Annotated in this window: 13 protein-coding genes; 12 read left to right on the top strand and 1 reads right to left on the bottom strand. The window is 68.2% G+C overall.

What is annotated here, in order from left to right:
• Nucleotides 1-54 precede the first annotated feature (54 nt).
• The 12 genes from G3580_RS18615 to G3580_RS18560 all read left to right on the top strand — a co-directional run bounded on the left by G3580_RS18615 (nucleotide 55) and on the right by G3580_RS18560 (nucleotide 11,338).
• A complete protein-coding gene (locus G3580_RS18615; RefSeq protein ID WP_173768074.1) occupies nucleotides 55-243 on the top strand; it encodes a DUF3460 family protein in 189 nt (62 codons plus the stop codon).
• Between the two features lie 60 nt (nucleotides 244-303).
• Nucleotides 304-1,713, top strand: coding sequence for an exonuclease domain-containing protein (locus G3580_RS18610; protein ID WP_173768072.1), 1,410 nt, complete (start codon nucleotides 304-306; stop codon nucleotides 1,711-1,713).
• Between the two features lie 143 nt (nucleotides 1,714-1,856).
• The gene (gene napF / locus G3580_RS18605; RefSeq protein WP_173768070.1) at nucleotides 1,857-2,360 is read left to right on the top strand and encodes a ferredoxin-type protein NapF; all 504 of its coding nucleotides are present in this window, start codon (nucleotides 1,857-1,859) and stop codon (nucleotides 2,358-2,360) included.
• The gene (locus G3580_RS18600) at nucleotides 2,357-2,617 is read left to right on the top strand and encodes a chaperone NapD (protein WP_173768068.1); all 261 of its coding nucleotides are present in this window, start codon (nucleotides 2,357-2,359) and stop codon (nucleotides 2,615-2,617) included. The genes napF and G3580_RS18600 overlap by 4 nt, the downstream gene beginning before the upstream one ends.
• A 1-nt stretch (nucleotide 2,618) precedes the next feature.
• Nucleotides 2,619-5,162: a nitrate reductase catalytic subunit NapA gene (gene napA / locus G3580_RS18595; protein ID WP_173768066.1), complete on the top strand. Its 2,544-nt coding sequence runs from the start codon at nucleotides 2,619-2,621 to the stop codon at nucleotides 5,160-5,162.
• A gap of 60 nt (nucleotides 5,163-5,222) precedes the next feature.
• Nucleotides 5,223-6,074 (top strand): ferredoxin-type protein NapG, encoded by an 852-nt coding sequence (gene napG, locus G3580_RS18590; RefSeq protein ID WP_173768064.1) that lies wholly within the window; start codon nucleotides 5,223-5,225, stop codon nucleotides 6,072-6,074.
• Nucleotides 6,071-6,991 (top strand): quinol dehydrogenase ferredoxin subunit NapH, encoded by a 921-nt coding sequence (gene napH / locus G3580_RS18585; protein WP_173768062.1) that lies wholly within the window; start codon nucleotides 6,071-6,073, stop codon nucleotides 6,989-6,991. Before napG ends, napH begins: the two co-directional genes overlap by 4 nt.
• A complete protein-coding gene (locus G3580_RS18580) occupies nucleotides 6,988-7,437 on the top strand; it encodes a nitrate reductase cytochrome c-type subunit (protein WP_173768060.1) in 450 nt (149 codons plus the stop codon). Before napH ends, G3580_RS18580 begins: the two co-directional genes overlap by 4 nt.
• A gap of 24 nt (nucleotides 7,438-7,461) precedes the next feature.
• Complete coding sequence (locus G3580_RS18575; RefSeq protein ID WP_173768058.1) at nucleotides 7,462-8,094, top strand: NapC/NirT family cytochrome c; 633 nt, start codon at nucleotides 7,462-7,464, stop codon at nucleotides 8,092-8,094.
• A 185-nt stretch (nucleotides 8,095-8,279) separates the two neighbouring features.
• Nucleotides 8,280-9,332: an alpha/beta fold hydrolase gene (locus G3580_RS18570; RefSeq protein ID WP_173768056.1), complete on the top strand. Its 1,053-nt coding sequence runs from the start codon at nucleotides 8,280-8,282 to the stop codon at nucleotides 9,330-9,332.
• Nucleotides 9,333-9,368: 36 nt separating this feature from the next.
• Entirely contained in the window at nucleotides 9,369-10,259 is an 891-nt protein-coding gene (locus G3580_RS18565; protein WP_228720716.1) for a transporter, read from the top strand.
• Nucleotides 10,260-10,318: 59 nt separating this feature from the next.
• The gene (locus G3580_RS18560) at nucleotides 10,319-11,338 is read left to right on the top strand and encodes an AraC family transcriptional regulator (protein ID WP_173768054.1); all 1,020 of its coding nucleotides are present in this window, start codon (nucleotides 10,319-10,321) and stop codon (nucleotides 11,336-11,338) included.
• 3 nt (nucleotides 11,339-11,341) lie between these two features.
• Here G3580_RS18560 and G3580_RS18555 read toward each other — a convergent pair whose 3' ends face one another.
• The gene (locus tag G3580_RS18555) at nucleotides 11,342-13,063 is read right to left on the bottom strand and encodes a diguanylate cyclase (protein WP_173768053.1); all 1,722 of its coding nucleotides are present in this window, start codon (nucleotides 13,061-13,063) and stop codon (nucleotides 11,342-11,344) included.
• Between the last annotated feature and the right edge of the window lie 114 nt (nucleotides 13,064-13,177).

The raw sequence follows: 13,177 nt of genomic DNA, 5'->3' as shown, positions 1-13,177 counted from the left end.
GGCGTTTCGGCGCCCGTTTGCCTACAATCGGCCGGCTTGAATCAGGAGTCACTCATGGCGTTGTACGAATCCGAACACACGAAGTTCATGCGCGAATGGATGGAAAAGCATCCGGAGCAGAAGGGCGAGCAGCAGCAGGGCCGCGCCCTGTGGTGGGACAAGCCGCAGGATGCCGAGACCCGCACGCGTCAGAACGCCGCCAAGGTGCCGCCCAAGCCCTACTACTACCAGACGGACAACTGAGCACCCCCCGTCACTGTCCGGTGGGGCCCGCAAGCCTCAGCGAGCGTCGGGGGCGTTAGCGTGACGCTTCCCCAACGATTGGCGATCGTCGATCTCGAGACCACGGGCGCCCATCCGGTGCGCGACCGGATCACCGAGATCGCCATCCTGCGCGTGGAAGACGGCCGTGTCGTCGAGCGCTGGTCCTCGCTCACCAATCCCGGCGTCCACATCCCCGCGACGATCCAGAATTTCACCGGCATCACCGATGCCATGGTGGCCGACGCGCCGCCCTTCGAGACGCTCGCCGACGCGGTCTGGGCGCTGCTCGACGACGCCGTGTTCGTGGCGCACAACGCGCGCTTCGACTACGGCTTTCTCAAGAACGCCTTCGAGCGCCTGGGGCGCAGCTTCGACGCGCCGGTGCTGTGCACCGTCAAGCTCTCGCGCGCGCTGTATCCGGCGCATCACCGCCACGGGCTGGACGCGATCATCGAACGCCACGGGCTGACGTGCGAAGCGCGCCACCGGGCCATGGGCGATGCGGACGTGCTGTGGCAGTTCCTGCAGCAGGCCGTCGATGCCTTCCCGGCGCCGAATCTGGGCAACGCCATCGATCGGGCGATGAAGCGTCCCTCGCGCCCGCCCGGCCTGCCCGAGGGCGTGCTCGAGGGCATGCCCGACAGCCCCGGGGTGTATTTCTTCTACGGCGACAACGACCTGCCGCTGTACATCGGCAAGAGCAAGCGCATCCGCGCGCGGGTGATGTCCCATTTCGCCGCCGACCGCATGAACGGCAAGGAGGCCGAACTGGCGCGCCAGGTGCGTCGGGTCGAATGGGAGCAGACCGCCGGCGAGCTCGGCGCGCTGCTGCTCGAGGCCTGCCTCATCAAGCATCACCGGCCCCTGCACAATCGCCTGCTGCGCAAGAACGACGACGTGTTCGGCCTGCGCGTGGTGCCCAGCAACAAGCGCAAGGCCCAGGTGCTCGAGCGGGTGCCGCTGTCGGACACCGATCCGCGCGACTGGGCCGATGTGTTCGGTGCCTTCCGCACGAAGAAGGAAGCGGACAACCTGTTGCGCGAGCTGGCGCACCTGTACAAGCTGTGCCCGCGCCGGCTCGGGCTGGAGCCCGGGCGCACCGGCGCCTGCATGGCGCACCAGATGAAGCGCTGTGCCGGCGTGTGCGCGGGCAAGGAAACCCCCGAGGCCCATGATGCCCGCCTCATGGCGGCCTTATCCGGAAAGGGTGTCAAGCCCTGGCCGTGGCAGGGGCCGGTGTGCGTGGCCGAGCATGACGATAGCACCGGCCGCAGCGAGTTCCACCTGCTCGACCGCTGGTGCTACCTGGCCACCGCGCGCAGCGATGCGGATGTCCTTGATTCCCTCCAAGGGGCCACCTACGCTTTCGATATCGACATCTATCGATTGCTGGTGCGCTGGTTCGACGCCATCTCCCACCGCCAGGCGGCGACGCCGATTTCCCCCTGACGTCCCCCTGACGGCACCATCCACGGTGCATGTTTTCCATTCCTCGCGTCTCATGTGCGTCAGCTTGATGTGAGTCAAGGTTGGGCTCCGCCGTGCGGGTGTCCAATCTTAATCCACACAAGGCGTAGGGATTTGGAGTCGTCATGGATGCAGCACGCCGCGGTTTCCTTCGCGGCCGTCTCTCGCGCAGCGCGCACGTGCCCCGACCCCCCTGGGCGGTCGCCCCGGGCCAGTTCGAACAGCTGTGCACCCGCTGCGGCGACTGCGTCACGCAGTGCCCGACCCGGATCATCCGGTCCGGCGAAGGCGGCTATCCCACCCTCGACTTCAGCGCCGGCGAATGCACCTTCTGCGGTGACTGCGTGGCGGCCTGTGCGCCGCATGCGCTGCACCGTGCGGACGGTGTCGCCCCCTGGGCCCTGAAGGCGGTCATCGGCGACCGCTGCCTCACCGGGCAGGGCGTGGAGTGCCGGATCTGCGCCGAGAACTGCGACGCCGGCGCCATCCGCTGTCGCCCCGCGCTGGGCGGCATCGCCCGCCCCGAACTGCAATCGGACCGTTGTACGGGCTGTGGCGCCTGTGTGGCGCCGTGTCCGGTCGGCGCCATCGGCGTCGCTCAATCCAACCCCATGGAGATCGAACAATGAATATCGCAAGTCTGGTCGTCCGGGTGGCGCCGGGGCAACGCGAGGCCCTGACGCGCGAGCTGCTGGAGATCCCCGGCGTCGAAGTGCATGGCGCCGCGCCCGACGGCGGTCGGCTGATCGTGACCGTCGAGGACGGCGAGGGCTATTCGATGATGGATTCCATTCTGGCGGTCAACGTGAACAAGCGTGTGCACGGCGTGACCCTGGCTTATGAATACACCGGCGACGGTATCGAGATGCAGGAACAGGAGGCGTGAAATGACTATGGATCGACGTGAGTTCATCAAGGCCAATGCCGTCGCCGCGGCGGCGGCCACGGCGGGGGTCGCGCTGCCGACGGTGGCCAATGCGGCCGACGTGACGGCCACCGACGTGCGCTGGGACAAGGCGGCCTGTCGCTTCTGCGGCACCGGCTGTTCGGTGCTGGTGGGGGTGCAGGACGGTCGCGTGGTGGCCACCCAGGGCGATCCGGACGCGCCGGTCAACCGGGGGCTGAACTGCATCAAGGGCTACTTCCTGTCCAAGATCATGTATGGCAAGGATCGCCTGACGAAACCGTTGCTGCGCATGAAGGACGGCAAGTATGCGAAGGACGGCGAGTTCACCCCGGTGAGCTGGGACCAGGCCTTCGACATCATGGCCGAGAAGTGGAAGGCCGCGCTGGCCCATGACATCAAGGCCAACGAGGGCAAGGCGGCCAACGAGCTGACCTCTACCGTGGGCATGTTCGGTTCCGGCCAATGGACCGTCTGGGAGGGCTATGCCGCCTCCAAGCTCATGAAGGGCGGCTTCCGGTCCAACAACATCGATCCGAACGCGCGCCACTGCATGGCCTCGGCCGTGGCCGGCTTCATCCGCACCTTCGGCATCGACGAGCCCATGGGCTGCTACGACGACCTGGAGAACGCCGACGCCTTCGTGCTGTGGGGCTCCAACATGGCCGAGATGCACCCGATCCTGTGGTCACGCCTGACCGACCGGCGCCTCACCCACAAGGGCTGCGAAGTGCACGTGCTGTCCACCTTCGAGCATCGCTCCTTCGAGCTGGCCGACAACGGCATGATCTTCACGCCGCAGACCGACCTGGCGATCCTCAACTACATCGCCAACTACATCATCCAGAACAAGGCGGTGAACACCGAGTTCGTCACCAAGCACACCAAGTTCGCGATGGGCAACACCGACATCGGCTACGGCCTGCGGCCCACCGACCCGCGCGAGAAGGCGGCCAAGAACGCCACCAAGGCGGGCGGCTCGAAGCCGATCAGCTTCGATGAGTACGCCGCCTTCGTCTCCGAGTACACCCTGGAGAAGGTGGCCAAGCTCTCCGGCGTGCCCGCCGAGCGGCTCGAGCGCCTGGCGAAACTCTATGCCGACCCGAACAAGAAGGTCGTGTCCTACTGGACCATGGGCTTCAACCAGCACACCCGGGGCACCTGGGCCAACAACCTGTGCTACAACATCCACCTGCTCACCGGCAAGATCTCCAAGCCCGGTTGCGGCCCGTTCTCGCTGACCGGCCAGCCCTCGGCCTGCGGCACGGCGCGCGAGGTGGGCACCTTCGCCCACCGCCTGCCGGCGGACTTCGTGGTGGCCAAGCCCGAGCACCGCAAGGTCGGTGAGAAGATCTGGAAGCTGCCCGAAGGCTTCCTCAACGGCAAGGTGGGCTACCACGCCGTGCTCCAGAGCCGCATGCTCAAGGACGGCAAGCTCAAGGTCTATTGGGTCACCTGCAACAACAACATGCAGGCCGGTCCCAACACCAATGACGAGACCTATCCGGGCTGGCGCAATCCGGAGGCCTTCGTGGTGGTCTCCGATCCGTACCCGACCGTCTCCGCGCTGTCGGCCGACCTGATCCTGCCCACCGCCATGTGGACCGAGAAGGAAGGCGCCTACGGCAACGCCGAGCGCCGCACCCAGTTCTGGCGCCAGCAGGTGGCGCCTCCGGGCGAGGCCAAGTCGGATCTGTGGCAGTTCGTCGAGTTCTCCAAGCGCTTCAAGGTCGAGGAGGCCTGGCCGGCCGACATGGTCGCGAAGATGCCGGAGTACAAGGGCAAGACCCTGTTCGACGTGCTGTTCAAGAACGGCCAGGTGGACGCCTTCCCGATCTCCGACGTCGCCAAGGCCAACGATCACGCCTGGACCGGCTACATGAACGACGAGTCGAAGGAGCTGGGCTTCTACCTGCAGAAGGGCCTGTTCGAGGAATACGCCAGCTGGGGCCGCGGCCATGGTCACGACCTGGCCGACTTCGACGCCTACCACAAGGCACGCGGCCTGCGCTGGCCGGTGGTGGACGGCAAGGAGACCCTGTGGCGCTTCCGCGAGGGCTACGATCCGTACGTCACCAAGGGCGCGGACATCGAGTTCTACGGCAAGCCGGACAAGCGCGCGGTGATCTTCGCGCTGCCCTACGAGCCGCCCGCGGAGAGCCCGGACCAGGAATACGACCTGTGGTTGTGCACCGGCCGTGTGCTCGAGCACTGGCACACCGGCTCCATGACCCAGCGGGTGCCCGAGCTGCACCGCTCGGTGCCCGAGGCGCAGATCTTCATGAACCCGGACGATGCGGCCCGGCGCGGCCTGCAGCGGGGCATGGAGGTGAAGGTGACCTCTCGTCGCGGCGAGATCGTCGCCCGGATCGAGACGCGCGGGCGCAACAAGCCGCCCCAGGGCCTGATCTTCATCCCGTTCTTCGACGAAGGGCGGCTGGTGAACAAGCTCACGCTCGATGCCACCTGCCCGATCTCGAAAGAGACCGACTTCAAGAAATGCGCCGTGAAGGTGACCAAGGCCTGATGAGAGGGAGCGGTCCGGCGCGGGGCGGCGATTGCCGCCGTCCCGCCGGGCCCTTACGACATGACCATCCGGAACCCATCCGATCCCGGCGCCAAGGCCGTCCAGGCGCGCCGCCGTTTCCTGCGGGAAATGGCCGGCGCGGCCGGGGGCGCGTGCATGCTCGCGCTCGGGGTCGGTCTGTATGGGGAACAGGCCAGCGCGCGGCCGGCGCTGGCGATCCGGCCGCCGGGCGCCCTGCCCGAGCGCGAGTTCCTGTCGGCCTGCGTGCGCTGTGGCCTGTGTGTGCGTGACTGTCCGTACGACACCCTCAAGCTGGCCGAACTGGGTGACACCGTGGCCACCGGCACCCCCTACTTCACCGCCCGCAAGGTGCCCTGCGAGATGTGCGAGGACATCCCCTGCGTGGCGGCCTGTCCGACCGGGGCGCTGGATCGCGACCTGACCGACATCGGCAAGGCGCGCATGGGGCTGGCGGTGCTCATCGATCACGAGACCTGCCTGAACTTCCTCGGCCTGCGCTGCGACGTGTGCTACCGGGTGTGCCCGGTCATCGACAAGGCCATCACCCTGGAGCTGGTGCACAACCCGCGCTCCGACCGTCATGCGATGTTGCTGCCGACGGTGCATTCGGATTTCTGCACCGGCTGCGGCAAGTGCGAGAAGTCCTGCGTGCTGCCCGAGGCGGCGATCCGGGTGCTGCCCTACACGCTCGCCCAGGGCCAGGCCGCCGCACACTACCGCAAGGGCTGGGTGGAGAAGGAGAAGGCCGGCGGTTCGCTCATCGGCGAGCAGGAACAGCTGCCTATGCGCGGGCTGGAGGATCGCAACTATGGCGACACCCGCCAGGCGCCGGAACACGGCGATGCGATCGACGGCAAGCCGGCGGGACTCGATTCGGGGTGGAAGCCATGAGCGGCGAGATGACCCAGGGCTGCCCCCCGACGCCGGAGGCGCGCGCCGCCCAGCGCGCCCGCACCCTGGCCCGGCCGGGCCTCGAGGCGGTGCGCGTGAAAGGGCGGCTGCGCGCCAACAAGTGGTTGCTGCTGCGCCGGATCACGCAACTGGGCATCCTCGCCCTGTTCCTCGCCGGCCCCTGGTTCGGCTGGTGGATCGTCAAGGGCAACCTCAGCTCCAGCCTCACCCTCGGGGTGCTGCCGCTGACCGATCCCTACCTGCTGGCGCAGTCGCTTGCGGCTGGCCACGTGCCCTACAAGGACGCGCTGCTCGGCGGCGCCATCGTGCTCGCCTTCTACCTGTTGTTCGGCGGGCGCCTGTTCTGTGCCTGGGTGTGCCCGGTGAATCTGGTGACCGACGCGGCGGCCTGGCTGCGGCGCCGGCTCGGCATCAAGGGCGGCAAGACCCCCAGCGCGTGGACGCGCTACTGGTTGCTCGGCTTCACCCTGGTCGCCTCGGCGGCCACCGGCAGCATCGCCTGGGAGTGGGTCAATCCGGTGTCCATGCTGCACCGGGGGCTCATCTTCGGCTTCGGCCTGGCGTGGGGCATCGTGCTGGCCGTCTTCCTCTACGACCTGCTGTTCGCCAGCCGGGGCTGGTGCGGTCATGTGTGCCCGGTGGGGGCCTTCTACGGCCTGCTCGGCAAGACCGCCCTGATCCGCGTCACCGCCGACCAGCGGCGCGCATGCGATGACTGCATGGACTGTTTCGCGGTGTGCCCGGAGCCCCAGGTGATCCGGCCCGCCCTCAAGGCGGTGGGCCAGGCCCACCCGCTGATTCTCGACAAGGATTGCACCAGCTGCGGACGTTGCATCGACGTGTGCGGCAAGGATGTGTTTCGACTGACCACCCGATTCGACAGGAGCGAGTCATGAACAACAAGACCCGTCAGTTTTTCGTTGCGGCCCTCATGGCCGCGAGCCTGGGCACCGTCATCGCGGCGCAGGCGGCCGGCGCCGTCGAGAGCCTGCGCGGCCGGGACGTGGAGACCCAGAGCCGCGAGCCGGGCAAGTACGCCACCGAGAAGGATGGCCCGCCGATCGAGCGCAACTACGTGCAGCAGCCACCGCTGATTCCGCACAAGATCGACGGCTATTCCATCACCACCAACTTCAACAAGTGCATGGACTGCCACTCGTGGACGCGCTACCGCGAGACCGGCGCGACCAAGGTGAGCCTGACCCACTTCAAGGACCGGGATGGCAAGGAATTGTCGAACATCTCGCCGCGGCGCTACTTCTGCAACCAGTGCCATGTGCCGCAAACGGACGCCAAGCCGCTGGTGGAGAACACCTTCAAGAAAGCCGAAGGCCTGCGCTGATCGCGTGCCGCAAGGGAGCAAGACATGAGTCACGACAACAACAAGAGGGGCCTCGTCGGACGCCTGCGCGGCGCCGGGTGGGGGCTGATCGCGCTGGTGTTCGTCGCCGGCATCCTGTTCTGGGGCGCGTTCAACACCGCCATGGAATGGACCAACCGGGAAGCCTTCTGCATTTCCTGTCACGAGATGAAGGACAACGTGTACAAGGAATACCGGAACACCATCCACTACTCCAACCGCAGCGGCGTGCGCGCCACCTGCCCGGACTGCCACGTGCCCAAGGAATGGACCCACAAGATCATCCGCAAGATCCAGGCGTCCAACGAGGTGTGGCACAAGCTCCTCGGCACCATCGACACCCGGGAGAAGTTCCAGGCCCATCGCCTCGAGCTGGCCGAGCATGAATGGGAGCGCATGCGCAAGACCGACTCGCGCGAATGTCGCAACTGCCACAACTACGAGTACTTCGACTACTCGATCCAGGGGCGTCGCTCCACCCGCATGCACCAGGAAGGCCTCTCGGCCGGCAAGACCTGCATCGACTGCCACAAGGGCATCGCCCACCAGCTGCCCGCCGTGGAGCAGGACATCGGCGCCGACAAGGGGGGCGCCAGCCAGGAGATCTTCCATCCGGACGAGAAGGTGCCCAACCAGTAGGACACCTCCGCTCGAATCGGGTCCGGGGCCGCGCAAGCGGCCCTTTTCATTTCAATAACTGCCCGATCGCGACAGCGCGCTGCCGGAGCCGGACACCGGCGCACGGGGGCCTTTGTCATCGTCTTGCCACGACGCGGCGCACACAGACCGCGCGTGAGACCACATGACAAAGGAGGCATCGTGTGATGGAGATCCATCCCTACTACAACGCGGACATCCATGGTCCGTACGCCCGGTTCGAACTGGGCGATTTCACCCTCGAGGACGGCGGCACCCTGCGCAACGCGCACCTGGCCTACCACACCCTCGGCACCCTCAACGCCAGCAAGGACAACGTCATCCTCGTGCCCACCTGGTTCTCGGGTACGAGCCGGATCATGATCGACGTCTATACCGGCGAGGGCCGCGCGCTCGATCCGGCGCGCCATTTCATCATCTTCGTCAACCAGATCGGCAACGGCCTGTCGAGCTCGCCGCACAACACCCCCAGCCCCTTCGACGGACCGAACTTCCCCCGCGTGCGCATCGGCGACGACGTGCGCGCGCAGCACCGGCTCGTCACCGAGCACTTCGGCATCAGCCGCCTGGCGCTGGTGGTGGGCGGCTCCATGGGTGCGCAGCAGACCTATGAATGGGCGGTGCGTTACCCGGACATGGTGGCCCGCGCCGCACCCATCGCCGGCACCGCCGCCAATACCCCGCACGACGTCATCTTCGCGCAGACCCTGATGGACACCATCACCTGCGACCCGCTGTGGGCCGGCGGCGACTACCCGGATTCGCATGCGGTGCGCGCGGGCCTGCGCCGGCACGCCCGCCTGTGGGCGGTGATGGGCTTTTCCACCGAGATGTTCCGCAAGGCGCGCTGGCGCGAGCTGGGCTTCTCCTCGCTGGACGACTTCCTGGTCGGTTTCCTCGACGCCTACTTCCTGCCCATGGACCCCAACGATCTGCTGTGCATGGCGTGGAAGTGGCAGCGCGCCGACGTAGCCCGTCACACCGGCGGCAATCTGGCCGCGGCCCTCGAGCGCATCCGCGCCAAGGTGTTCGTGATGCCCATCGACGAGGACATGTTCTTCCCGGTGCGCGACTGTGCCGCCGAGCAGGCCCTGATCCCGGGCAGCGAACTGCGGCCGATCCATTCGGAGTTCGGCCATCTGGGGCTGTTCGGCCTCGAGCCGAGCTACTTCGAGCAGATCGACCGCCACCTCGGCGAGCTGCTGGCCCTGCCGGCCTGAGCCCCCGACCCCGACAGCATCCACAGGAGAGAACTCATGAACATGCTGACCCGAAGCATGGGCGGCCTGCTTGCGGCCGCCGCACTCGGCCTGACCGGCGCCTCGCCGGCACGGGCGGTGACCATCGACGCGGGCGACATCACCCGCCTGCCCGCGGGGACCAACCTCGCGGTGCTGTACCTGCAGCACAGCAGCGGCGACACCCTCTATGCCGACGGCGACAAGGTCTCCGGCCATGCCCGCCTGAGCGCCGACGTGGGCATCGCCCGCGGCGTGCACTACACCCAGATCGGCGAGCAGGTGCATGCGCTGCAGTTCCTGCAGCCCTTCGGCCGCGTCACCACCGGCGGCGACCTCTCGGCGCTCAAGTCGGCCAACGGCATCGGCGATCTGATCCTGGTCGATACCATCCACCTGATCAACGACCCGGAGGGCAAGCGCGCCTTCGTCGTCTCCCCCTGGTTGTGGCTGCCCACCGGAAAGTACGACCGCCATCGCGCGATCAACGCCCTCGGTGAGAACCGCTGGAAGTTCGCCCTGCAGGTCGGCTACATGACGCCGATCCCGGGCAACATGATGCTCGACGTGATCGGCGACGTGACCGTGTTCGGCGCCAACGGCGATTTCGGTCCCGCCGGGGCGAGGCTGCGGCAGAAGCCGCTCTACGAGCTCCAGGCGCATCTGCGCTATCCGCTCAGCGACACCACCTACGTGAGCCCGGCGATCTCGTATAGTTGGGGCGGCGAGACCGAGATCGACGGGGTGGACCAGGACGATGCCCAGCGGCGCACCAAGTGCCTGCTGTCGGTGGGGCACTTCCTCACCCCGAGCTGGCAGATCCTGGGCTCGGCGGGCACCGACCTGTCGGTGCGCAATGGTGTCAAGGAGGACGTGCGCATCAATCTGCGTCTGTTGAAGATCTTCTGATCCCGGCCCCCTCGGGGGCCTGGATCGGCCACAATCCGAGCGTGACACGGAGGGACCTCATGGACTTCCTGCAAAGCGCCCTGGTGGTCGACGCGGCGGGCGCGGCGACCGACCGGCATGAACTGATCCTCACCCGGGACTTCGACGAACTGAGGGCATGGACCAACCAGGTCTACATGCCCTACACGGTGACCCCGGGGCCCTGTCACCACCCCGACTCCGCGCTCTACGCGGTGACCATCGGCAGCATGATCCTGAGCCGGTTCCACTACGGCATCCCGGTGCACCTGAACGAGTTCTCGCGCGGGCCGGGCATGGGCATGGCGCTGACCACCATCCGCGGCAAGTCGCGCCACTGGATCGACACCCGGCGCTGCGCCGAGGTGGACGTGGGCGAGACCTTCCTGGTGGACACCAGCCGCACCGAATACTGGGCCGACTTCAATCCCGAGCACCTGCAGGTCAACATCACCTTCCCGCATGCCTTCCTCGCCGACCTCTACCAGCGCTGGTTCGGGCAGGCGGCCGACGAGGGGATGTGGCGCTGCAAGTTCAAGTTCGGCGGCACCGGTTCGGCCTGGCTCAGCCTGCTCGACTATGCCTGTCGCGCGGTGGCGCAGACGCCCGAGCAGGTCACCGACGGACCGCTGGGCCGGCATCTGGCCGAGATGCTCGGCATGCACATGGTGATGGAGTGGGTGCGGCAGTTCGAACGGCCTGCGGCGCCGCGCCCGTTGCCCTGCGTGGCGCCGGGCTATGTGCGCCGCGCGGAGCGTTACATGGCCGAGCATGCGCGCAGCGCACCCACGCTCAGCGAAGTGGCGCTGGCCACCGGGATCAGCGTGCGCGCGCTCACCAGCGGCTTCCGTCAGTTCCGCGGCACCTCGCCCATGGCCCACCTGCGCGAACTGCGCCTGCAGGGGGTCCGGCGCGACCTGCTCAGCGCCGGCCACGGGGCCACGGTCGCCAGCGTCGCGCAGCAGTGGGGCTACGCCAATCTCGGCGCCTTTGCGGCCAGCTACCGGCGCCGCTTCGGCGAGAACCCCTCGGTGAGCCTGCGCCGCCTGCGGCCCTCCTGAGCGTCAGGCCCGGGGCGTGGCGTCGCAGGCGAGCGGTGCCAGCCGCGCGCTGACCACGCGGTTGCGGCCGGCCTGCTTGGCCTCACGCAGGTGCGTATCGGCAGTGTCGATGAGGGCGTCGAGCGAGTCCAGGCCGGTGCGGCTGCACACACCGAAACTCGCGCTCAGGCGAATCGGCGTGTCGTCGCTGGTGGCCAGCTCCAGGGCGTGGATCTGCCGGCGCAGACGCTCGGCCAGCCGCGCCGCCTGGTGTTCATCGGTTTCCGGCAGCAACACCACGAATTCCTCCCCACCCCAGCGCGCCACGATGTCGCCGCGCCGGGCCGTGGACGCCAGCACCCGGCCCACTTCCGCGAGGGCGACATCACCGGTGGTGTGGCCGTGGGTGTCGTTGAGCCGCTTGAAGTGGTCGATGTCCACGACCACCGCCGCCAGCGGCCGGTCGTTGCGTGCCGCCGTGCTCCACGCGGCGTCCGCCCGCTCGTAGAAGGCGCGGCGGTTGAGCAGACCGGTGAGCGGATCGGTACGGGCCAGCGCCTCGGCGCGGCGCCGGTCCGCGTCGTTGAGGCGGAAGCGGTGCGCCAGCGCCAGCGCCAGCAGCGTGGCGTCGGTGAGCATGCCGAACTGCGCCGCATGGAAGGTCCATGGCGTGAAGGGAATGGCGCCCAGCACCGCCAGCGCGGTGATCAGGGTGCCCGCGGTGCCGGCGCCGGCGGCCGCGAGGAAGTAGCGGGCCGCGGCATGGCCGGCACGCAGGGCGACGATGCCGAGCCACAGCATGGTGGGGGTGAAGGCGCAGATGACGACAAAGGCGAGGGTCGCCGTCAGGCCCTGGGCGCCCATCGCCACGCACAGGCCGGTGGCGGCCGCCGCCGCCACGCAGGCGCGGCGCACGCCCCGGCGCAGTGCAGGGGCATGGCGGCGCATGTCGAGGAAACGCAGGGCGAACATCAGCCCGGCGATGGAGAACGCCACCATCAGGATCAGGATGATGTAGCGCTGGACGCCCGGGTGCGCCGGCCACAGCCAGGCGTAGCCGTAGCCGGTGTAGGCCAGATTGAGGAGCACGAAGCTGCCCAGGTAGGTCGAGTAGAGCAGGTGGCTGCGCTTGCGCACGCCGGCCCAGATCAGCAGGTTGTAGCCGATCAGCGCCACCAGGTAGCCGTAGCCGAAGGCCTGCAGGAAGTCGGTCTGCGACTGGCGCGCCGCCGACTGGGCGACCGATTCGAGATGGACCGGCAGCACCAGCGGGTCGGCGGTGCGCGCGCGCAGGTACAGGGCCGTGTCGCCGGGCGGGAAGCTCAGGTCGAAGGCGAAGTTCACCCCGGCCACCGGACGGCTCGCCTGGGGCTCGGCGTCGCCGGTGTGCCAGTGGCGTGCCGCCTGGCCGGGTGTGACCTGATAGAGATCGAGCTGGTCGATCCACGGGTTGTCGACCCCCAGGCGCCGCGCCACCGGCGCGTCGGTCGGGTTGCGCACCTGCCAGGCCAGCCAGGTGGCGGGCGCGTCGATGCCGGCGGAGATCACCGCGTGCCGCGAGCGCCGCCCCTCGCCGCGTTCGAAGCGCGCGCGCACGCCGGCCAGGTCGTCGCCGCGCGCGTCGGTCACGGTCAGGATGGACGCCTGCGCTCCGATGGGGCCGGTCGGTGGCGTGTCGGCGCGCAGCGCCTGGGCCGACGCCGGGGTGGCGGCAATCGCCCCCAGCGTGCCGATCGCGATCAGCACACGACCGATCAGCCGCGCGCCTGCGCGTGCGCGGCGCAGGGACGGGAGGCGACGGTCAAGGGGAGCGGGCATGGCCGGGAGGTGAGTTGATACGAACGGTCGTTTTGTGGAACG

Source organism: Nitrogeniibacter mangrovi (assembly GCF_010983895.1).
Lineage (GTDB): Bacteria > Pseudomonadota > Gammaproteobacteria > Burkholderiales > Rhodocyclaceae > Nitrogeniibacter > Nitrogeniibacter mangrovi.
Note: the sequence above shows the minus strand (reverse complement) of the source record. Positions and strands in the feature narration are given on the sequence as shown.